At 62.4% G+C, this 24,108-nt stretch carries 26 protein-coding genes and 1 pseudogene; 16 read left to right on the plus strand and 11 right to left on the minus strand.

Annotated features, from left to right (window positions below):
* Positions 1–42 precede the first annotated feature (42 nt).
* The 7 genes from AB4048_RS11545 to AB4048_RS11575 all read right to left on the minus strand — a co-directional run bounded on the left by AB4048_RS11545 (position 43) and on the right by AB4048_RS11575 (position 7,727).
* Positions 43–1,011, minus strand: coding sequence for a 2-hydroxyacid dehydrogenase (locus tag AB4048_RS11545; RefSeq protein WP_442202094.1), 969 nt, complete (start codon positions 1,009–1,011; stop codon positions 43–45).
* A 9-nt stretch (positions 1,012–1,020) separates the two neighbouring features.
* Positions 1,021–2,649: an ABC transporter ATP-binding protein gene (locus AB4048_RS11550; protein ID WP_442202095.1), complete on the minus strand. Its 1,629-nt coding sequence runs from the start codon at positions 2,647–2,649 to the stop codon at positions 1,021–1,023.
* Positions 2,646–3,149: a type II toxin-antitoxin system VapC family toxin gene (locus AB4048_RS11555; protein ID WP_442202096.1), complete on the minus strand. Its 504-nt coding sequence runs from the start codon at positions 3,147–3,149 to the stop codon at positions 2,646–2,648. Before AB4048_RS11555 ends, AB4048_RS11550 begins: the two co-directional genes overlap by 4 nt.
* Positions 3,146–3,517, minus strand: coding sequence for a hypothetical protein (locus tag AB4048_RS11560; RefSeq protein WP_442202097.1), 372 nt, complete (start codon positions 3,515–3,517; stop codon positions 3,146–3,148). The genes AB4048_RS11555 and AB4048_RS11560 overlap by 4 nt, the downstream gene beginning before the upstream one ends.
* Positions 3,514–4,662 carry an ABC transporter permease gene (locus AB4048_RS11565; RefSeq protein ID WP_442202098.1) on the minus strand — a complete coding sequence of 383 codons (1,149 nt, stop codon included), beginning with the start codon at positions 4,660–4,662 and terminating at the stop codon, positions 3,514–3,516. The genes AB4048_RS11560 and AB4048_RS11565 overlap by 4 nt, the downstream gene beginning before the upstream one ends.
* Positions 4,662–5,753 carry a microcin C ABC transporter permease YejB gene (locus tag AB4048_RS11570; protein ID WP_442202099.1) on the minus strand — a complete coding sequence of 364 codons (1,092 nt, stop codon included), beginning with the start codon at positions 5,751–5,753 and terminating at the stop codon, positions 4,662–4,664. Before AB4048_RS11570 ends, AB4048_RS11565 begins: the two co-directional genes overlap by 1 nt.
* Positions 5,754–5,888: 135 nt before the next feature.
* Positions 5,889–7,727, minus strand: a complete 1,839-nt coding sequence (locus AB4048_RS11575) for an extracellular solute-binding protein (protein WP_442202100.1) — start codon at positions 7,725–7,727, stop codon at positions 5,889–5,891.
* Between the two features lie 263 nt (positions 7,728–7,990).
* Between AB4048_RS11575 and mepA the strand changes: the two genes are divergently transcribed.
* The 6 genes from mepA (at position 7,991) to AB4048_RS11605 (ending at position 13,960) form a co-directional block, all read left to right on the plus strand.
* Positions 7,991–9,010, plus strand: coding sequence for a penicillin-insensitive murein endopeptidase (gene mepA, locus AB4048_RS11580; RefSeq protein WP_442202101.1), 1,020 nt, complete (start codon positions 7,991–7,993; stop codon positions 9,008–9,010).
* Positions 9,011–9,101: 91 nt separating this feature from the next.
* Positions 9,102–9,482, plus strand: a complete 381-nt coding sequence (locus AB4048_RS11585; protein ID WP_442202102.1) for a methylglyoxal synthase — start codon at positions 9,102–9,104, stop codon at positions 9,480–9,482.
* Between the two features lie 34 nt (positions 9,483–9,516).
* The gene (locus AB4048_RS11590; protein WP_442202103.1) at positions 9,517–10,533 is read left to right on the plus strand and encodes a glucokinase; all 1,017 of its coding nucleotides are present in this window, start codon (positions 9,517–9,519) and stop codon (positions 10,531–10,533) included.
* A 124-nt stretch (positions 10,534–10,657) separates the two neighbouring features.
* Entirely contained in the window at positions 10,658–12,454 is a 1,797-nt protein-coding gene (locus AB4048_RS11595) for an ABC transporter ATP-binding protein (protein WP_442202104.1), read from the plus strand.
* Between the two features lie 23 nt (positions 12,455–12,477).
* Positions 12,478–13,302 (plus strand): 4-hydroxy-tetrahydrodipicolinate reductase, encoded by an 825-nt coding sequence (gene dapB / locus AB4048_RS11600; protein ID WP_442202105.1) that lies wholly within the window; start codon positions 12,478–12,480, stop codon positions 13,300–13,302.
* A 22-nt stretch (positions 13,303–13,324) separates the two neighbouring features.
* On the plus strand, positions 13,325–13,960 hold the full coding sequence (locus AB4048_RS11605; RefSeq protein WP_442202106.1) for a 2,3-bisphosphoglycerate-dependent phosphoglycerate mutase: 636 nt from the start codon (positions 13,325–13,327) through the stop codon (positions 13,958–13,960).
* Positions 13,961–13,986: 26 nt separating this feature from the next.
* On the opposite strand, the gene AB4048_RS11610 is transcribed toward AB4048_RS11605, so the two are convergent.
* From AB4048_RS11610 to phnF, 4 genes and pseudogenes are all read right to left on the minus strand, one after another.
* Positions 13,987–14,436, minus strand: coding sequence for a type II toxin-antitoxin system VapC family toxin (locus tag AB4048_RS11610; RefSeq protein ID WP_442202107.1), 450 nt, complete (start codon positions 14,434–14,436; stop codon positions 13,987–13,989).
* Positions 14,433–14,684 carry a type II toxin-antitoxin system Phd/YefM family antitoxin gene (locus AB4048_RS11615; protein WP_442202108.1) on the minus strand — a complete coding sequence of 84 codons (252 nt, stop codon included), beginning with the start codon at positions 14,682–14,684 and terminating at the stop codon, positions 14,433–14,435. Before AB4048_RS11615 ends, AB4048_RS11610 begins: the two co-directional genes overlap by 4 nt.
* Positions 14,685–14,794: 110 nt before the next feature.
* A pseudogene (locus tag AB4048_RS11620) lies at positions 14,795–14,935 on the minus strand (UTRA domain-containing protein); the annotation flags it as partial.
* Positions 14,936–14,974: 39 nt separating this feature from the next.
* Positions 14,975–15,712, minus strand: coding sequence for a phosphonate metabolism transcriptional regulator PhnF (gene phnF, locus AB4048_RS11625; protein WP_442202109.1), 738 nt, complete (start codon positions 15,710–15,712; stop codon positions 14,975–14,977).
* Positions 15,713–15,811: 99 nt separating this feature from the next.
* Here phnF and phnG point away from each other — a divergent pair, with 99 nt between their 5' ends.
* The 10 genes from phnG to phnE all read left to right on the plus strand — a co-directional run bounded on the left by phnG (position 15,812) and on the right by phnE (position 24,103).
* Positions 15,812–16,288, plus strand: coding sequence for a phosphonate C-P lyase system protein PhnG (gene phnG, locus AB4048_RS11630; protein WP_442202110.1), 477 nt, complete (start codon positions 15,812–15,814; stop codon positions 16,286–16,288).
* The gene (gene phnH, locus AB4048_RS11635; protein WP_442202111.1) at positions 16,288–16,896 is read left to right on the plus strand and encodes a phosphonate C-P lyase system protein PhnH; all 609 of its coding nucleotides are present in this window, start codon (positions 16,288–16,290) and stop codon (positions 16,894–16,896) included. The genes phnG and phnH overlap by 1 nt, the downstream gene beginning before the upstream one ends.
* Positions 16,897–16,898: 2 nt before the next feature.
* A complete protein-coding gene (locus AB4048_RS11640) occupies positions 16,899–18,005 on the plus strand; it encodes a carbon-phosphorus lyase complex subunit PhnI (protein ID WP_442202112.1) in 1,107 nt (368 codons plus the stop codon).
* On the plus strand, positions 18,002–18,877 hold the full coding sequence (locus tag AB4048_RS11645; RefSeq protein WP_442202113.1) for an alpha-D-ribose 1-methylphosphonate 5-phosphate C-P-lyase PhnJ: 876 nt from the start codon (positions 18,002–18,004) through the stop codon (positions 18,875–18,877). The genes AB4048_RS11640 and AB4048_RS11645 overlap by 4 nt, the downstream gene beginning before the upstream one ends.
* Positions 18,874–19,650: a phosphonate C-P lyase system protein PhnK gene (gene phnK, locus AB4048_RS11650; RefSeq protein WP_442202114.1), complete on the plus strand. Its 777-nt coding sequence runs from the start codon at positions 18,874–18,876 to the stop codon at positions 19,648–19,650. Before AB4048_RS11645 ends, phnK begins: the two co-directional genes overlap by 4 nt.
* A 14-nt stretch (positions 19,651–19,664) precedes the next feature.
* On the plus strand, positions 19,665–20,372 hold the full coding sequence (phnL, locus tag AB4048_RS11655; RefSeq protein WP_442202115.1) for a phosphonate C-P lyase system protein PhnL: 708 nt from the start codon (positions 19,665–19,667) through the stop codon (positions 20,370–20,372).
* Positions 20,369–20,989 carry a DapH/DapD/GlmU-related protein gene (locus AB4048_RS11660; RefSeq protein WP_442202116.1) on the plus strand — a complete coding sequence of 207 codons (621 nt, stop codon included), beginning with the start codon at positions 20,369–20,371 and terminating at the stop codon, positions 20,987–20,989. The genes phnL and AB4048_RS11660 overlap by 4 nt, the downstream gene beginning before the upstream one ends.
* Positions 20,990–21,227: 238 nt before the next feature.
* The gene (phnC, locus tag AB4048_RS11665; protein ID WP_442202117.1) at positions 21,228–22,082 is read left to right on the plus strand and encodes a phosphonate ABC transporter ATP-binding protein; all 855 of its coding nucleotides are present in this window, start codon (positions 21,228–21,230) and stop codon (positions 22,080–22,082) included.
* A gap of 91 nt (positions 22,083–22,173) precedes the next feature.
* A complete protein-coding gene (phnD, locus tag AB4048_RS11670; protein ID WP_442202118.1) occupies positions 22,174–23,079 on the plus strand; it encodes a phosphonate ABC transporter substrate-binding protein in 906 nt (301 codons plus the stop codon).
* Between the two features lie 64 nt (positions 23,080–23,143).
* Positions 23,144–24,103: a phosphonate ABC transporter, permease protein PhnE gene (gene phnE / locus AB4048_RS11675; RefSeq protein WP_442202119.1), complete on the plus strand. Its 960-nt coding sequence runs from the start codon at positions 23,144–23,146 to the stop codon at positions 24,101–24,103.
* Positions 24,104–24,108: the final 5 nt, after the last annotated feature.

Genomic DNA, 24,108 nt, shown 5'->3' on the forward strand with positions numbered 1-24,108 from the left:
GGGGTGGCCGGGGATGGTTCCGGGGCAAGCGCTGCGCGACCCTCAGTAACCTCGCCTCCTGTCGACGAGGAATTGCAACGGCTCGCCGCGCTCGAAGCGCACGATCTGCTCCTCGACGTGGCGCATCAGCGCATACTCTTCCGAAACCGCGGCGTCGTGCGGCGTAATGATGACGTTCTCATGTGCCCATAGCGGGTCATCGGCCGGCAACGGCTCCACCTCGAAGACGTCGAGCGAGGCGCCGCCGAGAACGCCGTTCTCTATGGCCGCGGTGATGTCCGCCTGGACCTGGCTCTTGCCGCGTCCTGCGTTGATGAACACGGGCTGCCCGAGAGCACCGAGCGGACCGTTGCGGCGCAGCTTCGCAAACAGCGAGGCGTTGTAGATGCCGGTGGTCTCAGGGGTCAGCGGCAAGAGGCCGACGAGAATATCCGTGCGTCCGAGGAAAGCGTCCAGCGCACCGGCATCGAAGGTCTGCATGCCCTTAATCTGCTTGGCGCTGCGTGACCAGCCGATCACATTGAAGCCGATCGCCTGCAGTTTGGCGGCGGCATCCTGGGCAAGAACGCCCAGCCCCATCATGCCGACCGTCACCTCGCGCGCTTCGGGCGCCACCTGCTTGCCCCAGACGCGCTTGCGCTGGTTCTGGATATGGCCAACGACGTCTCGCAGATGCATCAGGCACTGCAGAACGACCCACTCGCTCATCCTGACCGTCAGGCTTCGGTCGACGAAGCGCACCATCGGAACATCCGGCAGCCCGTCGAGACCGATCAGCGAATCGACGCCCGCGCCGCCGGAAAAGATGAGCTTGAGATTGGGTGCGCGCCGGAAAAGATCGGGTGCCGGCTTCCATAAAAGCGCGTAGTCCACAGCCGTAAGGTCTCGATCCCTATGCGCGGGATCGGCGAGATTGATGCTGCCGCGATCAGGGAAGGCCGTCTTCAGCGCGGTGGCAACGACTTTCGGATCGAATTTCAGGTCGACGAGTACAGGGCTTTTGGAAGTCATGTCGGATCTTTACTGCTGAACGGCCGCGGTCGAAACCGCCTCGATTTTGAATGCTGCGGCAAGCAGCGCCTTGGTATAGTCTTCCCGCGGCGCGCGGAAAAGCTCGGCGGAGGGGCCCTGCTCCACCACCTGACCGTTGCGCATGACGATCACGTCGTTGGCAAGCGCCTTTACCACCTTCAGGTCATGGCTGATGAAGAGATAGGCGAGATCGTGGCGGGCCTGGAGGTCGCGCAAGAGGTCGACCACCTGCGCCTGCACGCTCATGTCGAGCGCCGAAGTAGGCTCGTCGAGCATCACGAAACGCGGCTTCAGCACCATGGCGCGCGCAATCGCGATGCGCTGGCGCTGACCACCGGAAAACTCATGAGGAAAGCGCCAGCGGGTCAGCGGGTCGAGGCCGACCTCTTCGAGCGCCCAGCAGACGCGTTCATCGCGCTCCTCCGGCGAGAGCGACTGCTCGTGCACCTTGAGCCCTTCGGCGACGATCTCGCCCACCGACATGCGCGGGCTGAGCGAGCCATAGGGATCCTGGAAGACTACCTGCAGTTGGTTTCGCAGGGGCCGCATCTGCGTGAAGGAATAGCCGGCGATGTCTTTACCGACGAAGCTGATCCGGCCCTTCGAGGAAATCAGCCTGGCAAGCGCCAGCCCGAGCGTCGTCTTGCCTGATCCGGATTCGCCGACGACGCCGAGCGTCTGCCCGGCCCGGAGCTTGAGATCGATGCCGTCCACCGCCTTGACGTGATCCACCACCTTGCGCATCAGCCCCGCCTTGATCGGGAACCAGACGCGGATGTCATTTCCCTCCATGACCACGGGCTTGCCGGGATCGGTCAACGGCGGCTCGCCACGCGGCTCGGAGGCGAGCAGGTGGCGGGTGTATTCGTGCTGCGGGCGGCTGAACACATCTTCCACCGTGCCGGTCTCGACGATCTTGCCCTTGGTCATGACACATACGCGATCGGCGAACTTGCGAACGATGCCAAGGTCGTGGGTAATGAACAGGATCGACATGCCGTGCTTGCCCTTGAGGTCGCGCAGCAGTTCGAGGATCTGCGCCTGAACGGTCACGTCGAGCGCCGTCGTCGGCTCGTCGGCGATCAACAGTTCCGGGCGATTGGCGAGCGCCATGGCGATCATGACGCGCTGGCGCTGCCCTCCCGACAGTTCATGAGGATAGGCTTTCAGCCGCCTTTCCGGCTCGCGGATCCCAACCTGGTTCAGGAGTTCGAGCGTGCGCGTCCGGGCGGGCTGGCCGGTTAGACCCTGATGAAGCGCCAGCACTTCGCCGATCTGGCGCTCGATCGAATGGAGCGGATTGAGCGACGTCATCGGCTCCTGAAAGATCATGGTGATGTCGTTACCACGGACCGCGCGCAATTCGGAATCCGACGCCTTGAGGAGGTCCTTGCCCTTGAACACGATCTCGCCCGACGGATGGCTCGCCGCCGGATAGGGCAAGAGCCTCAGGACGGAATTGGCCGAGACCGACTTTCCGGATCCGGATTCGCCGACCAGCGCCACCACTTCTCCCTTAGCGATATCGAAGGAAATCGAGTCAACAGCGACAGAGGTCCGCCCGCCCTGGTGAAAGGCAACGGAAAGATCGCGGACGGAGAGAAGCGGTTCGGTCATTCGGCAAGGCTTTGCAGGAGGGAGGTCAGGGTAGGTTCGTCGGGGCGCAGGATGGAGAGGGGGACGGCTCCGACATCGCCCAGAACAGGGTGGACGACATTGTCTACCGTCTCAAGCCCCATATCAGCAGTGAGAAAATGACTGCACTCCATCCCTATCGCCGTCGCGAGGTGAATTGCATCAGGCAACTTCAATCGGCCGCGCTCGGCTCGCAGCAAAGCGGCCACATCCAAAACGTCTGTGCTCACCGGCGTGATCGTCAACCAGGCCGTCGAGCGAGACCACGCGGAGTACGTTTGGATAAGATCTTGATCTTGATCTCGTTCGCGATACGGCTTGACCAGAAGCTCGGAAAACGTAAGCGCGCTTGTGACGAATGAAGATCGCCGGCTGGCGCTGAACTTGAAGAGCAAATCCAGGAGGAAACCTTCTCGGCTCTTGGTTTCCTTGAACATGACGAAGATGTTCGTATCCAAATAGATCTGCCGGTAAGGCGTCATTCGTCATCCCATTCATCGCGCAGCATACGAATGCGGGCGACCGCTTCCTCCGTGGTGACGGAAGGACGGTCACTTTCGCGCGAGCGCCGAACATTCTCCAAAGCCTCTTCGATCGTCATCGCCGGAGGCTGCTTGTCGGAGAATTTGGCGAACCCCGGATAGGTAAAAAGAGAAGCGTCGGTCCTGTTCTCTTCCTCAACCACGACCTTAACCGTCGCGGAGGCCTCGAACCCTTGCCGCAATTCCTCGGGCAGCTTCGATACGGGGTAGTGCTCCAGTACGATTTTGTTCATGGCGCCATCCTGGCCAAAAGTCGTGTCAAAGGCAACTTTACCCCGGCTGCTTGCAAATGACGATACTTCGCTCACCTAAACGTCTTTCTGGGATCGAACGCGTCGCGCACCGCCTCGCCGACGAAGATCAAGAGCGAGAGCATGATCGACATGGTGAAGAAGGCGGTCAGCCCCAGCCAGGGCGCCTGCAGGTTCGATTTGCCCTGGGCGATCATCTCGCCGAGCGACGGCGAGCCGGGCGGCATGCCGAAGCCGAGGAAATCGAGCGAGGTCAGCGTCGTGATGGAGCCGGAGAGGATGAAGGGAAGGAAGGTCAGCGTGGCGACCATCGCGTTCGGCAGAAGATGCCGCCACATGATGGTGCGATTGTCGACCCCGAGCGCGCGGGCGGCGCGGACATACTCGAAATTGCGCGCCCTTAGGAACTCCGCCCGCACGATGCCGACGAAACCGACCCAGGAAAACAACAGCATGATGCCGAGGAGCACGAAGAAACCGGGCGGCAGGATCGCGGCGATGATCAGCAGAATATAGAGCACCGGCATCGACGACCATATCTCGATGAACCGCTGCAGCAAAAGATCCGTCCAACCGCCGAAATAGCCCTGGATCGCGCCCGCCGTCACCCCGACGATCGCCGAGCAAATGGTCAGCGCCAGCCCGAACAGCACCGATATGCGGAAGCCGTAGATCATCCGGGCCATGACGTCACGCGCCTGGTCATCCGTGCCGAGCCAATTGAGATTGCCGAGCCGGCATTCGGGATCGGCGTCTTTCAGCGGATAGCCGGCGCAGCGCTCTTGCGGATCCATCAGCCAGAACGGCGCCGTCGGCGCGGAATGCGGGATATTGGAGTTCACCGTCTGATAGGAATAGCGGATCGGCGGCCAGATCATCCAGCCATTGGCGCTGATCTCGTCCTGGATAAAAGAGGAACGGTAATCCGTCTCGGCGAGAAACCCGCCGAATTTTTCTTCCGGATAGTTCACAAACACCGGAAACAGGATCTCGCCCCTATAAGAGGCGACGATCGGGCGGTCGTTGGCGACGAACTCCGCCCCAAGGCTCAGGAAAAACAAAAGCAGGAAGAGCCATAGCGACCAGTAGCCGCGGCGATTGGCCTTGAAGTTCTGCCAGCGCCGGACGTTGACAGGCGACAGCAGACCGCGGCGCGGCGGCTTGACCGGCGTGACCGCCGTCGGATTGGCGGCGGCGTCCATCAGACATCCCTCCGCTCGAAGTCGATGCGCGGATCGATCCAGGTGTAGAGCAGGTCGGAAAGAAGGCCGACGAAGAGGCCGAGCAGCGAGAAGATGTAGAGCGTCGCGAAGACGATCGGATAGTCGCGGTTGACGACCGACAGATAGCCGAGACGCCCGAGCCCATCGAGCGAGAAGATGTTCTCGATAAGCAGCGAGCCGGTGAAGAAAGCCGAGATGAAGGCGCCAGGAAATCCGGCGATCACGATCAGCATGGCGTTGCGGAAGACATGGCCATAGAGCACGCGCCGCTCCGTCAGGCCCTTGGCGCGCGCCGTGATGACGTACTGCTTCTTGATTTCCTCGATGAAGGAATTCTTGGTGAGCAGGGTCGTCGTCGCAAAGGCGGCCAGCGACAGCGAGATCAGCGGCAGCGCCAGGTGCCAGAAATAGTCGAGCGGCTTTTGCCACCAGGAAAGCTCGGCAAAATTGTCCGACACCAGCCCGCGCAAGGGGAACCAGTCGAAGAAGGAACCGCCGGCGAAGAGCACGATCAGGAGGATGCCGAACAGGAAGCTCGGGACGGCATAGCCGACAATGACGACGCCCGAGGTCCAGACATCGAAGGTGGAACCGTCATTGACGGCCTTGCGGATGCCGAGCGGAATGGAAATTCCGTAGGAAAAGATCAGGATCCAGAGGCCGAGCGAAATCGAAACCGGCATCTTGTCCTTGATCAGATCGACGACCGAGGTGTTGCGGAAGAAGCTTTCGCCGAAATCGAAGCGGCTATAGTTCCACATCATTTCGAGAAAACGCGTCAGCGGTGGCTTGTCGAAGCCGAATTGCTTCTCCAGCTTCTTGATGAGATCCGGGTCGAGCCCTTGCGCGCCGCGGTATTTCGAGCCGCTATCCTCGAAACTTTGCTGACCCATGAGGTCACCGCCGCCGGAAAGGCGGTCGGAGGCATTGTCGCTCTGGCCGGTGAGCTGGGCGATCACCTGCTCGACGGGACCGCCCGGCGCAAACTGAATGACGGCAAAAGAAATCGCCATGATGCCGACGATGGTCGGGATCATCAGCAGAAGCCGCCGCAGGATATAGGCGCCCATCAACCGCTTGCCCCTTCCCGGAGACCCGGTTTTCCTCGCTCGACCCGTCCGTTCGTCAAATCACTCGTCTCTGTTTGCTTGCCGATTCGGCATCAGGCATTTGGAGCCCAGCCGTTCTCCCAATGCAAGCATTCCTCATTTGGCGGCCGATTTGGACCACCATATGTCGGGAAAGCCGATGCCGTATTCCGGCAGCACTGCCGGGCGATCGAACTTGTCCCAATAGGCGATCGGCACCGTGGAGGCATAGTAGAGCGGCACGACATAGTGGTTGGCGAGGAGTATCCGGTCCAGCGCCTTGGCGGCGGCGTCCTTTTCTGCCCTGTCCTGCGCAAGGATGACCTTCGGAATGATCGCATCGACCGCCGGATCGGCAATGCCGGCAAAGTTGTGCGAGCCATTGCGATTGGCGCTCGCCGACCCCCAATAATCGATCTGCTCGTTGCCGGGATTGAGCGTCTCGGCCCACACGTTCCAGATCATGTCGTAGTCGAAACTGCGGGTACGGTTCGTATATTGCGACGGATCGACCGTGCGCACCCGCGCATCGATACCGATCTTCTTCAAATTCTGCGCATAGGGCAACGCCACCTTTTCGAGCGTCGGACTGCTCAAGAGTATTTCAAACGAGAATGGCTTGCCGGTCTGCGCATTGACCAGCTGGTTGCCCTTGAGCACGTATCCCGCCTGCTTGAAGAGATCGAGCGCGCGGCGGAGATTGTCGCGAAGCTTCTGCGGATCGCCGCCGACCGGGTTGGCGTACGGCGTGGTGAACACGCCCGGCGGCACCTTGTCGTTGACCTCATTGAGGATTTCGAGCTCCCGCCCCTCAGGCAAACCCGACGAAGCAAGCTCGGTGCCGAAGAAGAAGCTGTCGACGCGCTTGTATCGATTGAAGAAGATCGTGCGGTTCCATTCCTCGAAATCGACCGCATAGTTCAGCGCCTGGCGAACGCGCGGATCCTTGAACAGCTCGCGGCGCATATTCGGCACCATGGCCTGCATAATGCCGACGGAATGCAGCGGATTGGGAAGCTCCTCGCGCTTGACGCGCCCGTCCGTCACCGCCGGGAATTTATAGCCCGTCGCCCAACGGCTCGCCTGGTTCTCCTGCCAGTAGTCGACGTTGCCGGAGCGAAAACCCTCGAACTCGACATCGCGATCGCCGAAATAGGTGTAAGCGATGGAGCGGAAGTTGTTTTGGCCGACATTGACCGGAATGTCCTTGCCCCAGTAGTCGTCGCGCAGCTCGTAGCGGATGGCAGCACCCGGCGAAAACGACGCAATCTTGTAGGGCCCGGAGCCCATGACCGGCTCCAGCGTCGTGCGGGAAATGTCGCGCGGCTTGCCGTCCGACCCTGGCGCTTCCCACCAATGCTTCGGCACGATCAGCATTTGGCCCAGGATCAGCGGCAGTTCGCGGTTGTTCTTCTCGTCGAAATGGAAGGTCACGTCGCGCTCGCCGGTCTTTTCGGCACCGGTCACGTGCACGTAATAGGCGGCGTTGCGCGGGTTGAGATCCTTCGTCCTTTCGAAGCTGAAGATGACGTCCTCGGGCGTCACCGGCTTGCCGTCTGCCCATTTCGCCTCGGCGCGCAGACGGAAGGTGGCGCTTGAAATGTCGTCCGGATAGGCCACGCCCTCGGCCAGCAAACCGTAGGAAGACGAGGTTTCGTCGTCGGTCGATTTCAACAGCGTGTCGAAGACCAGCGTCAATCCGGTCACGGTCTCGCCCTTGAGCAGGATAGGATTGAGCGTATCGAACGTGCCGGTCGCGGAAAGTTTGACATCGCCGCCCTTGGGCGCGTCCGGATTGACGTAATCGAAATGCTTGAAGCCCGGCTGATACTTCAGATCGCCGATGATCGCGGTCCCCACCCGAAACTGCAGGTCGTCCGCCCCGGCCAGCGCCGGCATTCCCACGAGCCAGAAAAGGGAAAGTGCCAAGCCCGCCTTCGATCGCATCAATGCCATTCAAAACCCCCGATGACCCAATTTCGGGCGAGCATAGGGGAAATACCGGCAAAAATCAGGGTAATTTCATTAAACTGTTGTAAGGCAGGAAACAGTGGAGAAGACCGCCAAGGGGGTGCGGCAAAACATCGATTCACCAAAATCTGCTTTCACGTTTGCAGCAAAGCGTGATGGAATCAGAAACCGCTTCGCAGCTTTCGGCATCATACTCTAGAAGACGGCAAATCACCTCGGCGCTCGCCGGCAGCATTTCAAGGAACGGCATGACCCTTCGCCTGGCTCGACCCCTCCGCACCCTCGTTGCATTCGCATTTGCCGCGGCGCTTATCGCCGGCGACGTTGCCGCCGAACAGACCGGCCCGTCGCCGGGTAGCGCCAAGGCGATCTTCGGGGGCGTCGCCCTGCCGACCGAAGGGCCGTCGCAATCGATCGGCTATTACGCCAAGGGCTGCCTTGCCGGCGGCGTGCAGCTTCCCTCCGATGGGCCGACCTGGGAGGCCATGCGGCTTTCGCGCAACCGACGCTGGGGCCGGCCGGAGACGATCGCCATTCTGGAGCGACTGTCGCAGGACGCCGCGAAGCTTGACGGTTGGCCAGGCATCCTCGTCGGCGACATTTCGCAGCCGCGGGGCGGCCCGATGTTCAACGGCCATGCCTCGCATCAAGTGGGACTGGATGCCGACATATGGCTGACCCCGATGCCGGCGCAACCGCTGTCGGCTGAACAGCGCGAAGCACTGCCTTTCACCACGATGCTGCAGAAGAATGCGTTCCTGACGGTCAATCCGAACGTCTGGACCCCCGCGCATGCCCGTCTGCTGATGCGGGCGGCGAGCTATCCGCAGGTGGAGCGCATCTTCGTCAACCCCGCCATCAAGAAGAAGATGTGCGACACCTGGACCGGCGATCGCGCCAATCTCGGCAAGCTGCGCCCCGAATACGGCCACGACTCGCATTTCCATATTCGCCTGCGCTGCCCGCCGGGCTCAATCGGCTGCAAGCCGCAGGCGCCGGTGGCAGCCGGCGACGGTTGTGACAAATCGCTCGCCTGGTGGTTCACGCCCGCGCCATGGGCAAAGCCGAAGCCGAGCACAAAGCCGCCGGTGAAGCCACGTGAGGTCATGGTTTCCGACCTGCCGCAAGCTTGCCGGGCGGTGCTGGCGGCCCCGGCTGTCACCTCGGCGCGTGCAGCAACCTTTAGCGCCAAGGCCAGCAAGCCCACCGCCAGCGAAGCGCCGACGCCGCCCGCGGAACTCACCCAGCCGCAGCCAGGAACCGACTGACGACGCACTCCAAACCCGCCTTTCAATCGGCTGCCTCTTGGTATAGAAACCTGTCAAATCGATTTAAACACCGGGCGGAGTTCAGATTTTCATGGCCGGCGGTAAATGCATCGCACTGATCGCGCACGACCAGAAAAAAGAGGCCATGGCCGACTTTGCCCGACGCAATCGCCACGTCTTGGCGAGGTGGCGGATCGTTGCAACAGGGACGACCGGCGGCCGGGTTCTCGATGCAGTGCCGGATCTCGACGTCACACGGCTGAAAAGCGGGCCTCTTGGCGGGGATCAGCAGATCGGCGCGATGATCGCGACGGGAGAAGCGGACGCGCTCATTTTCTTTGTCGACCCGCTGACGCCGATGCCGCATGATGTCGACGTAAAGGCGTTGATGCGGCTCGCAATTGTTTACGACATTCCCATGGCGCTCAATGAGGCAACCGCCGAGCGCCTGATCAAGACACTCAACGACTAATCCGCCTTGCCGGCGGCAGACCACGGATCCGGCCATGTCTTATAGCGAAGCTCCACTTGCCTTCCCCATTCTGATCGGCGACATCGGCGGTACGAACGCGCGCTTCTCCATATTGGTCGATGCCTATGCGGAGCCGACGCGTTTCCCGAACGTGCGCACTGCCGACTTCGCGACGATCGACGAAGCGATCCAGCAGGCAGTCCTCGACAAGACGTCGGTACAGCCCCGCTCGGCAATCCTTGCCATTGCCGGACCGATCCGCGGCGACGACATTCCCCTGACGAACTGCGACTGGGTGGTCCGGCCGAATGTCATGATCAGTGGTCTCGGACTGGAGGATGTGCTCGTCATCAACGATTTCGAGGCGCAGGCGCTGGCGATTGCGGCCATCTCCGACGAGCATCGTGAGCCGATCGGCCCTGCGCGCGATACGATCACGGCCTCGCGTGCGGTGCTCGGCCCGGGGACTGGCCTTGGGGTTGCCGGCCTTGTCCACGCACAGCGTGCCTGGATGCCCGTGCCCGGCGAGGGCGGCCATATCGATCTCGGCCCGCGCTCGGCGCGCGACCTCCAGATCTGGCCCCATCTCGTGCCGCTCGACGGCCGCATTTCGGCTGAGCAGGTGCTGTGCGGCCGCGGTATCCAGTATCTCTACCACGCGATCTGCACCGCGGACGGCATCGAACCCTCACTGAAGGAACCGGCCGACATCACCACGGCGGGGCTTGCAGGCGCGGACAAAGCCGCCGCCGAGACCTTGTCGCTGTTTGCCACCTATCTCGGCCGTGTCGCCGGCGACATCGCGATGATCTTCATGGCACGTGGCGGCGTCTATCTGTCGGGCGGTATTCCGCAGAAAATCTTGCCCGCGCTCCAGAAGCCGGAATTTCGTGCAGCCTTCGAGGACAAGGCCCCGCATGCCGCGATGTTGCGGTCGATCCCGACCTACGTGGTAACGCACCCGCTGGCGGCGCTTGCGGGCCTCTCGGCCTATGCCCGCATGCCCGGGAATTTCGGCGTCTCCACGGAGGGGCGGCGTTGGCGGCGCTGAGCCGCACTCGAAACAGCGCGCGCCAAGGCAATGCTATAGTCAAAGCCGTCTCGACTGGCTATAGACCGGAAAGCCGCCCGGCTCTTGCGGCCGCTGACGTCAATTGAGACAGGAAGCTTGATTTTTGAACCCTGCTAGAAGCAAACACCGCGCGGTCAACAGCGATACGGTTGCAGGCATTTTGAAGCGGATCATCGCGGAGAACGGCCGGGACCACGTATGGGGATACAGCGTCGCCATTATCTGCTTGGTGCTGGTCGCACTGTCGACCGCGGCCATCGCTTATATCATGAAGCCGATCATCGACGGCGCCTTCGTCGAGCGTCGCGCCGAAACGCTCTGGTTTATCTGCGGGGCGATCCTGGCCGCCTTCGTGGTCCGCGGTTTTGCCGGCTATTTTCAATCCGTCATCCTGTCCAAGATCGGCAACGACATTATTGCGCGCTACCAGCGGCGGCTCTATGCGCATTTGATGACCCTGTCGGTCGGCTTCTTCAACGAAGCCCGTTCGGCCCAGATCGCCTCGCAGATCAGCCAGAATGTCACGGGCATCCGCGACGTCATGAACCTCGTCATCACCTCGTCGGCGCGCGATCTCCTGACTTTCGTCTTCCTGCTTGGCAACATGGTCCTCCAGGACCCCATGCTCAGCCTTATTTTCTTTGTCGTCGCGCCGCCGGTGTTTCTTGCGCTGCGCCATATCTCCAAACGTCTGCGCTCCGTGACGCGCGACGCGGTCATTCTCAACAGCCGCATTCTTGGCGCGATGCAGGAGACCATTCAGGGGGTTTCCATCGTCAAGGCCTTTACGATGGAACGCGAGCTTGAGAGCAAGATCGACGACCTGATCGCAGGCGCCGAACGCCAGCAGAACCGCATAGCCCGCATATCCGAACGCAATGGACCGCTGATCGAAAGCGTTGCCGGCATCGCGGTCGCCAGCATATTCGCCTACGCCGCCTATCGCACGATCTACGACAACGTGCCGCCGGGCGCAGTCTTTTCTTTCATCGTGTCGCTGCTGCTGGCATACGACCCGGCCCGGCGCCTTGCCAAGCTTCAGGTTCAGTTGGAGCGTGCCGTCGTCAACGCGAAAATGATCTACGAACTTCTGGACATGGAACCGCGCCAGCGCGACTTGCCCGACGCCACCGATCTCGTGGTCACCAAGGCGAGGATCGAATTTCGCGACGTGTCCTTCAGCTACGCCAATGGTGACGCCGTTCTGAACAAGGTCAATTTCGTCGCCGAAGGCGGCGAAACGACCGCTTTGGTCGGCCCCTCGGGTGCCGGCAAATCCACGGTCATCAATCTGATCCCCCGTTTCTACGATCCATCCGAAGGTGAGATCCTGATCGACGGCCAGGACATCCGCCACATCACCAAGCGCTCGCTGCGTCTGCACCTCGCCTATGTCTCGCAACAGCCCTATCTCTTCGAAGGCACGATCCGCGACAACATCCGCTACGGTCGCCCGGAAGCCACCGACATAGAGGTGGAGGAGGCCGCCAAGCTCGCCTACGCGCATGATTTCATCCTCGCCCAGCCGCAGGGCTACGAGACGGCCGTCGGCGAAAACGGCGTGACGCTCTCAGGCGGTCAGCGCCAGCGTCTTTCGATCGCCCGCGCCCTGGTCCGCAACGCACCGATCCTCCTTCTCGACGAGGCCACCTCGGCGCTCGACACAGAGTCCGAGGCAGCCGTGCAGAAGGCGCTGGACGAAGCCATGAGCGGCCGCACCGTCGTCGTCATCGCCCACCGCCTGTCGACGGTCGTGCGCGCCGAGAAGATCGTGGTCATGCAGCAGGGTCGCGTGGTCGAGCAAGGCAATCATGAGACCCTTGCGGTCGCCAGCGACGGCCTCTACGCTCGCCTCAACAATCTGCAACGACCCGCCGCGGTCGGCAGCAGCCGCAAGTAAGGCGCCGGGCAGGAACGATCGAGATGAGCGACGGAGCGATGAAGCTGGTGGTGGTTGGCGCGGCCGGTCGCATGGGCCAGACGCTGATCCGCATGATCCCGTCCATGGAAGGCGTCACGCTGCACGCGGCGGTCGGGCGCGAGGGCTCGCCCTTCATCGGCAAGGATGCGGGCGAGATCGCCGGGCTCGGACCGATCGGCGTTGCCATTTCCAGCGATCCGCTTTCCGCATTCCTGCATGCCGACGGCGTCATCGACTTCACCGCGCCGGCGACCACCGTCGCCTTCGCCGGCCTGGCCGCACAGGCGCGCATCGTTCACATCATCGGCACGACGGGATGCTCTGAGGACGACGAGGCAAAGATCGAGGCGGCCGCCCGCCACGCCCGCATCGTCAAGTCGGGCAATATGGGCCTCGGTGTCAACTTGTTGGGGGTTCTGGTCGAACAGGCTGCGCGAGCGCTGGCGCAGGACGATTGGGACATCGAAGTCCTCGAAATGCACCACAGGCACAAGGTCGACGCTCCATCTGGCACGGCGCTGCTGCTCGGGCAGGCGGCGGCCAAGGGCCGTGGCATCAATCTTCGCGACCATTCGGTGCGCGCCCGCGACGGCCATACCGGTGCGCGGCCTTTGGGCACCATCGGCTTTGCGACGCTGCGCGGCGGTTCGGTGGTCGGTGATCATTCGGTGATCTTTGCCGGCGAAGGCGAGCGCGTGACGCTGTCTCATTCGGCTGGTGACCGCTCTCTCTTTGCGCGCGGCGCCATAAAGGCCGCACTCTGGGCCCGGGACAAGAAGCCCGGCCTTTACTCCATGCTCGACGTACTCGGGCTTTCTTCGCATTGATCCCATTTCGGAGGCACAGTTCATGACCGGCACCCTCGTCCTCGTCCGCCACGGCCAGAGCGACTGGAATTTGAAGAACCTGTTCACGGGCTGGAAAGACCCCGACCTGACCCCACTCGGCGTCGAGGAAGCCAATGCCGGCGGCACGGCGCTCGCAGACTACGGCATCAAGTTCGACATCGCGTTTACGTCCGTGCTGAAGCGCGCCCAGGACACCTGCGACATCGTGCTTGAGAATGTCGGCCAGCCGAACCTTCAGACTATCCGCGACCAGGCGCTCAACGAACGCGACTACGGCGACCTCTCCGGGCTCAACAAGGACGACGCCCGCGCCAAGTGGGGCGAGGAACAGGTGCATATCTGGCGCCGCTCCTACGACGTTCCGCCGCCGGGCGGCGAAAGCCTGCGCGACACCGGCGCCCGCGTCTGGCCCTACTACCTCACCGAGATCCTTCCGCGTGTATTGCGAGGGGAGAAGGTCTTGGTTGCCGCCCACGGCAATTCGCTGCGCTCGCTGGTCATGGTCCTCGACCGTCTGACCAAGGAGCAGATCCTCGCGCTCAACCTCGCGACCGGCGTGCCCATGGTCTACAAGCTCAACGCCGATTCCACGGTTGCCTCAAAGGAAGTGCTGGGGGACATGTCGGGAGCGCATTGAGGCGCGGTCTTGCGCTTTGCGGCTTGCTATTCCGGCCGCAAAGCGGCCGGAAATTCGACGGACACGTCCAGCGGTTTGAAATGCCGCACATTTTCGGTGATCACTGTCAGATCATAGGCGCGCGCGGTCGCGGCGATGATCACATCGCCCAACCCGGGATGACGGCCTTTGCTTTCCGCCTCGTCTTCCAGCGCCCCCACGATCCGGGCGACGACGCTATCCATTCCCAGGATTCGATCGCCGAACGAGGAAACAATCGTGTCGAGCCAGACATACAGGCGTTTGGCGCGTTCGATCCCGCCCCGTCGGTAAAGGCTGCGCGCGCCCCTTTCGATTTCGGCTATGGACAAGGCGGACAGGAAAAGCGTTCCGGCTTCGCCTTGCTCGTGAAACCATGCCCGCCCCGCTTCGGACGGCGGCGCTTTGCCGGGCGCAAGCTTCGAGATGATGTTGGTGTCGAGCAGATACCCCATCAAAGCTCAATATCCCTCATTTTCGAGGGATTGCGTTCAAACTCGATGCCACCGGGAAAGGTCAGCAGGAATTTACCGAAATTCGGCTGAGGCTTGTTGAGTGCCTTGCGCGCCGCCTCGGCGGCCTCGACCGAGACAAGCACGGCCGCAGGCTTTCCGTGGCGGGTCACTGTGACAAACCCACCGTTTGCCGCCTCATCGACCAAGGCGGCAAATCCAGACTTGGCATCCTTCACGCTTACCGTCGACATCACGACCTCCTAAAATGACCATATATGGTCAAATTAAGCCGATGCTGAACGAAATTCAAGACGACCTAGCTATCCGCGCCGGCGCTTGACCGGGCGCATGGGAACGACGGTCAATTCTCCACCGTGAACTGAACCCTGTCGGCGGCAAAGCGGGTGATGGAGTACTGCACCGGCAGACCGTCCAAATCGACGTTCAATGCCCGCGTCACCAGTACGATGGCACCCGGTGAAAGCTCCAGATCGCCGAGATCGGCCGTATCGGCGCTTGACCGGGCGCATTGGAACGACGGTCAATTCTCCACGGTGAACTGAACCCTGTCGGCCGCAAAGCGGGTGAGGGAGTACTGTACCGGCAGACCGTCCAAATCGACGTTCAATGCCCGCGTCACCAGTACGATGGCACCCGGTGAAAGCTCCAGATCGCCGAGATCGGCCGTGTCGGCGTGGGCGGCGGTGATCTCGGTGGTGGATCGGACGTAGTCGGCGAGCCCCAGTTCTCGAAACGCCTTGGTAATCGACCCGATCCGGCGATAGACCTCTTCGATGCCCGCGAAGCGATCGGCCGGAAACCAGCTCGTCGCGCGCGAGACCGGCCGCTGATCCGCATCGCCGCGCGTTTCCAGGCGAGTGACGGCAGTTCCCTCGGGAAGGCCGAGGCGACGGGCGACTTCTGCGTCAGCGCGCTCGTTCGAGGCGCCGAGCAGGACGCCGCGCGTTTCCCGAGCCTGGTCGCCGATCCCTTGCGAAAACCGCGTCCGTTTCGCAATCGGGAAATTCAGCCTTTCCTTGCGTTCGATCAGCGTCCCTCGCCCCTGCACGGCGCGCACGATGCCCTCCTGCCCAAGAGCCGCCAGCGCGCTGCGCACCGTATGCCGGTTGACGCCGAACTGCAGCGCGAGCGCGGTCTCCGGCGGGACCATGCCGGTATCGTCGAAATCGCCGTGATTGATCGAAGCGCGGATGCGATCGGCAATCTGCCGCCACAGAGCCACGCCCGTCTGCCGCTGTACCTGTTTCTGCGCCGCCATTTGTTTTCATCCCGTCACATGCTTGTCACGCATGCTGCTTATGGATAAGCATTATCTTGTATAGTTGTCTATATCAATAGACATTTCGGGGATGATGCAATGAATTCAGCACAAAGGCAGGAACTCGCGGCGCTTGAGCGCCGGGCGCGCAAGCGCGTCGCCGATCTCCTGGCACGGGCAACGCGCGAAGAACTCGATGCTGCCTGGGCTGCGCTTGCGAAAAAGCCGGAGACCCAGCCGGTGCGCGGTCCAGAGACAGGCCTCGTCATGGTGCGCGGCCGCATAGGCGGCGGCGGCTCGCCCTTCAATCTCGGCGAAGTGACAGTCACGCGCGCTACCGTGCGGCTCCCCACCGGCGCAATCGGCCACACGCATGCGCTCGGCACCGACCGCGAGCGGGCGCGGCTCGCCGCAACCTTCGACGCCCTCTGGCAGGAGCGCGCCACGAAGGACTTCGTCGAAACCACGTTGCTGACGCCGATCGACGACAGGATGGCCGCCGCCGAGCGAAAGCAAGCGGACGAGACGGCCGCAACGCGTGTCGATTTCTTCACTATGGTTCGCGGAGAAGATTGATGATCCATGCCACCGAAGCTCTGACCGGCGGCTTTGCCGAGCCGGTGTTCCAAGCCCAAAGCGTATTCAAGATGCTGATGGACGCGATGGCGCGGCCCGGCACGCTGAAGACGGTCGATGCGGATGTCGCGCCGCCGATGCCGCTTGGCGTCGCGCAAGGCGCGATCGCGCTGACGCTTTGCGACCCGGACACGCAGGTCTGGCTGTCTTCCGGCCTATCCAATTCGGCAGCGCCTGCCTGGCTCGGCTTCCACACGGGTTGCCCGGTCATCAAGAACCGGGACGAGGCGCGCTTTGCATTTCTGGAAGCCGGCATGACGCTTTCCTCGCTTGGCCAGTTCTCCGTCGGGACGCAGGAGTATCCCGATCGCTCAACCACGCTGGTCATGGAGATCGAGTCTCTCGTCGGGGGCGCGGAACTCGTGCTCTCAGGCCCCGGGATCAAGGGCATACGGACGATCGCTCCCTCGGGTCTCGCCGACAACGTGGTCCGCCTTTGGAACGACAATCGCGCACTCTTCCCGCGAGGCGTCGACCTCGTGCTCACGGCAGGCGCGGATTTCATGTGCCTGCCGCGGACGACCAAGATCATCGAAACGGAGATCTGACGATGTATGTTGCCGTCAAAGGCGGTGAAGCCGCCATCGCCAACGCCCACCGCCTGCTGGCCGATCGCCGCCGCGGCGACCGTTCGCTGCCGGCGATCGCCAGTGAGCAGATCGTCGCGCAACTGACGCTCGCCGTCGACCGCGTCATGGCCGAAGCCTCGCTCTACGACCGTGCGCTTGCCGCCCTTGCCGTCCGCCAGTCGCGCGGAGACATGATCGAGGCGATCTTTCTTCTGCGTGCCTATCGCACGACGCTGCCGCGTTTCGGCTATTCCCGACCGCTCGACACAGGCGCGATGAAGATCGAGCGCCGCATTTCGGCGACCTACAAGGATCTGCCGGGCGGCCAGCTTCTCGGGCCTACCTTCGACTATACCCATCGCCTGCTCGATCCGTCGCTGATGACGGATGCCCCGGTCGACGAAGCCGCACGCCGGCCGGCGGAAGCGGAACGCGTGCTGCGTGTTTCGGAGATTCTCGCCGAAGAAGGACTGATCGAAGGCGACGGGCAGTTGTCTCTCGATCACGAGGTCGGCGACCTGACGCGCGAACCGGTAGAGTTTCCGATGACGCGGGACCTGCGCCTGCAGGCGCTCGCGCGCGGCGACGAAGGGTTTCTGCTGGCGCTCGGCTATTCGACCCAACGCGGTTACGGCCGCACTCACCCTTTCACCGGCGAGATCCGTATCGGCGAGGTCGAAGTCGAACTCGATGTGCCGGAACTCGGTTTTGCCGTCTCGCTCGGGGCGATCCAGGTGACGGAATGCCAGATGATCAATCAGTTCAAGGGCTCGGCCAAGGCACCGCCGCAGTTTACCCGCGGCTATGGCCTCGTCTTCGGCCAGAGCGAACGCAAGGCGATGTCGATGTCGCTGGTCGACCGGGCGCTGCGCGCCAGCGAATTCGGTGAGGACATCACCGCGCCGGCGCAGGATGAGGAATTCGTCATTTCCCATTCCGACAGCGTGCAGTCGACCGGTTTCGTCGAGCATCTGAAGTTGCCGCACTACGTCGACTTCCAGGCCGAACTCGATCTGGTTCGCCGCATGCGCCGCGACTACGAGACGTCTCGCGACGGCAACGACGCAATCACGGAGGCAGCCGAATGACCGAGCTTGCAACTTACAACTTCGCCTATCTCGACGAACAGACGAAGCGGATGATCCGCCGCGCCATCCTGAAGGCTATCGCCATTCCCGGCTATCAGGTGCCGTTCGCATCGCGCGAAATGCCGATGCCCTACGGCTGGGGAACCGGCGGCGTCCAGGTGACGGCCGCCATCATCGGGCCGCACGACGTGCTGAAGGTTATCGACCAGGGCGCCGACGACACCACGAACGCGGTCTCGATCCGGGCCTTCTTCCAGAAGGTCGCCAACGTCGCCGTCACCACCCACACCGCCGACGCCACCATCATCCAGACGCGTCACCGCATTCCGGAAGCGACGCTCAACGACAACCAGGTGCTGGTCTATCAGGTGCCGATACCGGAACCGCTGCGCTTCCTCGAACCGCGCGAGACCGAGACCCGCAAGATGCATGCGCTCGAGGAATACGGACTGATGCATGTGAAGCTCTACGAGGACATCGCCCGCAACGGCCGCATCGCGACGACCTATGCCTATCCGGTGAAGGTGGCTGGCCGTTACGTCATGGACCCCTCGCCGACGCCGAAGTTCGACAATCCGAAAATGCATCTTTCGGACGCTCTGCAGCTTTTCGGCGCGGGCCGCGAAAAACGCATCTACGCAGTCCCGCCCTATACCGAGGTCGTCAGCCTCGACTTCGAGGACCATCCCTTCGAAGTGCAGCGCTTCGACAAGCCCTGTGCGCTCTGCGGCGCTGAAGATGTCTATCTCGACGAGGTCATCCTCGACGACCGGGGCGGACGCATGTTCGTCTGCTCCGATACCGACCACTGCGAAGGCCGCCGCGCAAAGGGGCATGTTGGGGCCATGCTGGCGACGGAGGCTGCCGAATGAGCACGACACCACTCCTCAAGGTCAAGGACATCTCGAAATATTACGGCGGACGTACCGGATGCCGTGACGTTTCCTTTGATCTCTGGCCCGGCGAAGTTCTGGCAATCGTCGGAGAAAGCGGCTCCGGCAAGACGACGCTGCTCAACTGCATCTCGACGCGGCTGCTGCCCACCACAGGCAGCGTCGAATACCACATGCGCGACCGCACCTATCGCGAACTCTTCCGCATGAGCGAGGCGGAACGCCGCTTCCTGATGCGCACGGACTGGGGCTTCGTGCACCAGAACCCGGCCGACGGCTTGCGCATGACGGTATCGGCGGGTGCCAACGTCGGCGAACGGCTGATGGCCGTCGGCAACCGGCACTACGGCAACATCCGCGCCACCGCGATCGACTGGCTGGAGCGGGTCGAGATCGACGCCGACCGCGTCGACGACCAGCCCCGTGCCTTCTCGGGCGGCATGCGCCAACGCCTGCAGATCGCCCGCAATCTGGTTACCGGCCCGCGCCTCGTCTTTATGGACGAGCCGACCGGCGGGCTGGATGTGTCGGTGCAGGCGCGCCTGCTCGACCTCGTGCGCGGCCTCGTGCACGACCTTGGCCTTTCGGCGATTATCGTCACGCACGATCTCGCGGTTGCGCGCCTGCTGTCCCACCGCATGATGGTGATGAAGGACGGCCAGGTGATCGAACAAGGCCTGACCGACCGTGTCCTCGACGACCCTCGCGAGCCCTATACGCAGCTCCTCGTCTCCTCGATCCTGCAAGTTTGACCCCGGAGGAAATCATGGCAACGCCCCTCGTCGTCTCCGAAGTCTCCAAGAGCTTCACCATGCATCTGCGCGACGGCATCCGCCTGCCTGTCGTCGCCGACGTTTCCTTTTCCGTCGCCAGCGGCGAATGCGTCGTGCTCGGCGGCCCGTCCGGCATCGGCAAGAGCTCGCTGCTCAAGATGATCTACGGCAACTACGCCGTCGATGGCGGCCAGATCCTGATCGCCCACCAGCAGCGGATCGTCGATCTCGCCTCCGCCGATCCGCGAACAGTCATCGACGTACGTCGCGAAACGCTTGGGTACGTCAGCCAATTCTTGCGGACAGTTCCGCGCGTGGCGGCACTTGACGTCGTCGCCGAACCGCTCGTTGCCCGCGGCGAGAATGCCGCATCCGCGCGCGAGCGCGCAGCCGAACTCCTGAAGAAGCTCAACCTGCCGCGGGAACTGTGGCAGCTGCCGCCCGCGACCTTCTCCGGCGGCGAGCAGCAGCGCGTCAACATTGCGCGCGGCTTCATCACCGACCACGCGATCCTCCTCCTCGACGAGCCGACCGCCTCGCTCGATGCAGTCAACCGCCGGGTCGTTATCGACATGATCGAGGAAAAGAAGCGCCAGGGCGTTGCGTTGCTGGGCATCTTTCATGACGAGGAAGTGCGCGAGGCCGTCGGCGACCGCATCCTCGACGTCAGCAAATTCTCGCCGCGAAAGGCCGCCGCATGAGCCGCAAACTCTCCGAAACGACGCCCTATCTCCATGAGACGGCCAGCGTCAAGAACTCGACGCTCGGTCGCTACACGGAAGTTTCCGAGCGCTGCCGCATCGAGGAAGTCGAGCTTGGCGACTATTCATACGTCATGCAGGACGGAGCGATCTGGTGTGCCACCATCGGCAAGTTCGTGAACATCGCGGCAGCCGTGCGCATCAACGCCACCAACCATCCGACCTGGCGGGCGACGCTGCACCACTTCACTTATCGCGCCGCCGACTACTGGCCGGATGCCGATATGGAGACCGACTTCTTCACCTGGCGGCGCGACCATCGCGTTGTCATCGGCCATGACGTCTGGATCGGGCACGGCGCCACGGTGCTGCCCGGCGTGACCGTCGGCAATGGGGCGGTGATCGGTGCCGGTGCCGTCGTGTCGAAGGATGTAGCGCCCTATGCAATCGTCGGCGGGGTGCCGGCAAAGCTGATCCGCGAGCGCTTCACCCGGGCCGTCGGCGAGCGAATGGACAGGCTTGCATGGTGGGATTGGGACCATGCGCGCCTGCGCACCGCCCTCGACGATTTCCGGGCCTTATCTGCCGAGGAATTCCTCGTCCGCCACGGCGGCTGACACGAGCAATGCAGGTCATCCCAATGGATGAGCCTTTGTAACAGCAGTTACACAAATCTGACATCGGGCATTCATGAACCGAGGCTAATGCGTAGCCTCATATCGAGTGCACGCGCCTACAGCCGCCGGGCGTCGATTTCTCGTGCCCGCACGCGTCCGTCTTACCGTGCTCTGTTCTCTTGCCTGACCGACCGTCAGGACGAGAAAGGAGCGATGCAACCTTGAAGGGGACAGCATCATGTTCGAGCTGAAGAACGTATCACGCCGCTTTGGAAACAAACTCGCGGTCGATTCCGTCAGCTTAAGCATTCCGCAGGGCCAGATGGTCGGCATCATCGGCCGCTCCGGTGCGGGCAAGTCGACGCTGCTACGCATGATCAACCGCCTTGCCGATCCGACCTCCGGTTCCATCCATTTTAACGGCGTTGCGGTTTCCGCGCTGCGTGGCGCTGGCCGGCGCAACTGGCACCGCGACTGCGCGATGATCTTCCAGCAATTCAATCTGGTGCCACGCCTCGACGTGCTCACCAACGTTCTCCTTGGGCGCCTCAATCATCGTTCCACTGGACTGAGCCTTCTCAACATCTTTACCCGCGAGGAGCGCATCGAGGCGATCGCCGCATTGGAGAGGCTGGGTATCGAACAGACAGCGCTTCAGCCTGCCGGCACCCTGTCTGGCGGGCAGCAGCAACGCGTGGCCATCGCCCGCGCCCTGATGCAGGATCCCAAGATGATGCTCGCCGACGAGCCGATCGCATCGCTCGATCCTCTGAACGCCAAGATCGTCATGGACGCGCTGCGCGACATCAACGAACGCAATGGCATCACCGTCGTCACAAACCTGCACACGCTGGACACCGCCCGCAGCTATTGCGAACGGATCATCGGCATGGCGGGCGGCCGCGTCGTCTTTGACGGCCCGCCGTCGGATCTGACCGCGGATGTGGTCAATGCGATCTACGGAACCGACAAGGATGGCGCCGGCATCAACGAGGGCATGACCTCCACCAGCATCAACCCCGCCAACCTCCCCGCGCCTGCCGCGGAAAACGCATCCGCCGGCCTGCAACCGCTGGCGCTGGCCGGGCTCTGATCGGAGTCAGCCGGGATCGAAGGCCCGCGTCAAGGGCACACTCTTGCACTCGAAGAAACGCCGGAAGCCCCGGCCAATCAGGAGACTATTCATGTTGAAGAAGACCCTACTTGCCGCAACAGCGCTTCTGGCGCTTGCCGGCGGTGCCGCTGCCGCAGACCTCAAGGAATTCCGCATCGGCATTCTCGGCGGAGAAAATGAAGCCGATCGCCTGCGCAACTTCGCTTGCCTTGCCGATCACCTGAAGCAGGAATTCGGCTTTGAGAAGGTTTCGCTCTTCCCGGCCGCCGACTATGACGGCGTCATCCAGGGCCTGCTGGGCGGCACGCTCGACTTCGCGGAACTCGGCTCTTCCGGCTATGCGGCCACCTACATCAAGGACCCGAAGGCCGTCACCCCGATCCTGACCACGCAACAGACCGACGGTTCGACCGGCTACTACTCGATCGGCCTGGCGCTGAAGTCCTCCGGCATCAAGTCCATCAAGGACGCCAAGGGTAAGACGCTTGGCTATGCCGATCCGGACTCCACCTCCGGCTACCTGATCCCGCTGACGCAGATCCCGAGGGACACCGGCGTTCCGAACGAGCAGTTCTTCGCCAAGACCCAGTTCAACGGCGGTCACGAGAACAACCTGCTTGCCGCCTATGACGGCAAGGTCGACATCGCTGTCGACGACTCCTCCGGCCTCGGCGACTTCAAGGACGGCTTCACCTCCGGCACCTTCCACAAAGTCGTTGCCAAGGGCTCGGTCGACCCGAACAAGCTCGTCGAAGTCTGGCGCTCGCCGCTGATCCCGAACGGCCCGCTGGTCGTTCGCACCGAACTCGGCGAAGAATGGCAGACGAAGCTCGCCAGCTTCTTCACGGCCCTGCCGCAGAAGGACGCCCAGTGCTTCAACGCCGTCGAAGGCGGCGACTTCAAGGGCTACGTTCCGGTCAAGCCGGAGTTCTACCAGGCCATCATCGACGCCCGCAAGGCAGCGATCGGCGGCTGATCGTTTCATCGACCTCTGGGGCGGCCGGCTACGGCCGCCTTTTTCTTGATAAAGGGCGGCACGGATGACTATTGCCGATACACAAGTGCAGATGCAGAGCACGGGCGAGATCGTAACGGCCTGGGAAAAGCTGGCGGCCCGGCGCCGTTTCTACACGGTCCTCGGCCTCGTAATTTTGCTCGCGGCCTTTGTCAGCTCGGTGCGCTTTGCCGACGAAAGCAATGCCGGCCACTTTTTCGATCGCCTCCCTCACCTTTTTGATTTTTTGAGCTGGCTCGTCCCGAAAGACTGGAATGACGTGTGGCGCGCGCTGTTCGATATTGCGAGCCCCAACAAGGCGACCGGCGAGGAATATAACTTCGCCCAAGGACGTGTTTATGTCTGGGGCAGCTTCTATATTCCCGAATATTTCGAACTGATGATCATCACGATCAATATCGCCCTTCTCTCGACCATCATCGGTTTCCTTTTCGCCTTGCCGCTCAGTTTTCTGGTCGCGCGCAATCTCGCTCCGTCGAATGCGCTGCGCGTCTGCCTCAAGCGCGTGATGGAGCTTTTGCGCGCCTTCCCGGAAATCGTCATCGCCGGCCTCTTCGCGGCCGTTCTGTCCATCGGCCCAGTGGCCGCGATCATGGCGGTCGGTCTGCATTCGATCGGCGCGCTCGGAAAACTGTTCTACGAAGTGATCGAGAACATCGACATGAGACCCGACGAGGGAATTCGCGCCGCTGGCGGCAGTTGGATCGAGCGCGTCCGGTTCGCCGCATTGCCGCAGGTTTTGCCGAACATGATGTCCTATGTGTTGCTGCGCGTCGAAATCAATGTGCGCGCCTCCACCATTATCGGCGCAGTCGGGGGCGGCGGTATCGGCGAAGAGCTCAAGCTTTCGATTTCGCGTGGTTTCGGCGCAAAGACCGTCGCCCTCGTCGGGCTGCTCTTCATCACCATCGTCGCTGTCGACCATCTATCCGCCTGGATCCGGCGCAAGCTCGTCGGCGACCACGCTTTCCTTATTCAGCACTGAGGCTC

The sequence above is a fragment of the Rhizobium sp. RAF56 genome (assembly GCF_052113965.1).
Lineage (GTDB): Bacteria > Pseudomonadota > Alphaproteobacteria > Rhizobiales > Rhizobiaceae > Rhizobium.

Coding starts and splice junctions, on each gene's coding strand:
- AB4048_RS11570 (WP_442202099.1), bottom strand. CDS start 5,753: ATGGGCGCCTATATCCTGCGGCGGCTTCTGCTGATGATCCCGACCATC.
- phnC (WP_442202117.1), top strand. CDS start 21,228: ATGTTCGAGCTGAAGAACGTATCACGCCGCTTTGGAAACAAACTCGCG.
- AB4048_RS11660 (WP_442202116.1), top strand. CDS start 20,369: ATGAGCCGCAAACTCTCCGAAACGACGCCCTATCTCCATGAGACGGCC.
- AB4048_RS11555 (WP_442202096.1), bottom strand. CDS start 3,149: ATGACGCCTTACCGGCAGATCTATTTGGATACGAACATCTTCGTCATG.
- phnF (WP_442202109.1), bottom strand. CDS start 15,712: ATGGCGGCGCAGAAACAGGTACAGCGGCAGACGGGCGTGGCTCTGTGG.
- dapB (WP_442202105.1), top strand. CDS start 12,478: ATGAGCGACGGAGCGATGAAGCTGGTGGTGGTTGGCGCGGCCGGTCGC.
- AB4048_RS11545 (WP_442202094.1), bottom strand. CDS start 1,011: ATGACTTCCAAAAGCCCTGTACTCGTCGACCTGAAATTCGATCCGAAA.
- AB4048_RS11590 (WP_442202103.1), top strand. CDS start 9,517: ATGTCTTATAGCGAAGCTCCACTTGCCTTCCCCATTCTGATCGGCGAC.
- AB4048_RS11615 (WP_442202108.1), bottom strand. CDS start 14,684: ATGTCGACGGTAAGCGTGAAGGATGCCAAGTCTGGATTTGCCGCCTTG.
- AB4048_RS11575 (WP_442202100.1), bottom strand. CDS start 7,727: ATGGCATTGATGCGATCGAAGGCGGGCTTGGCACTTTCCCTTTTCTGG.
- phnK (WP_442202114.1), top strand. CDS start 18,874: ATGAGCACGACACCACTCCTCAAGGTCAAGGACATCTCGAAATATTAC.
- AB4048_RS11640 (WP_442202112.1), top strand. CDS start 16,899: ATGTATGTTGCCGTCAAAGGCGGTGAAGCCGCCATCGCCAACGCCCAC.
- AB4048_RS11605 (WP_442202106.1), top strand. CDS start 13,325: ATGACCGGCACCCTCGTCCTCGTCCGCCACGGCCAGAGCGACTGGAAT.
- phnD (WP_442202118.1), top strand. CDS start 22,174: ATGTTGAAGAAGACCCTACTTGCCGCAACAGCGCTTCTGGCGCTTGCC.
- AB4048_RS11565 (WP_442202098.1), bottom strand. CDS start 4,662: ATGGACGCCGCCGCCAATCCGACGGCGGTCACGCCGGTCAAGCCGCCG.
- phnH (WP_442202111.1), top strand. CDS start 16,288: ATGATCCATGCCACCGAAGCTCTGACCGGCGGCTTTGCCGAGCCGGTG.
- phnL (WP_442202115.1), top strand. CDS start 19,665: ATGGCAACGCCCCTCGTCGTCTCCGAAGTCTCCAAGAGCTTCACCATG.
- AB4048_RS11585 (WP_442202102.1), top strand. CDS start 9,102: ATGGCCGGCGGTAAATGCATCGCACTGATCGCGCACGACCAGAAAAAA.
- AB4048_RS11645 (WP_442202113.1), top strand. CDS start 18,002: ATGACCGAGCTTGCAACTTACAACTTCGCCTATCTCGACGAACAGACG.
- phnG (WP_442202110.1), top strand. CDS start 15,812: ATGAATTCAGCACAAAGGCAGGAACTCGCGGCGCTTGAGCGCCGGGCG.
- mepA (WP_442202101.1), top strand. CDS start 7,991: ATGACCCTTCGCCTGGCTCGACCCCTCCGCACCCTCGTTGCATTCGCA.
- phnE (WP_442202119.1), top strand. CDS start 23,144: ATGACTATTGCCGATACACAAGTGCAGATGCAGAGCACGGGCGAGATC.
- AB4048_RS11550 (WP_442202095.1), bottom strand. CDS start 2,649: ATGACCGAACCGCTTCTCTCCGTCCGCGATCTTTCCGTTGCCTTTCAC.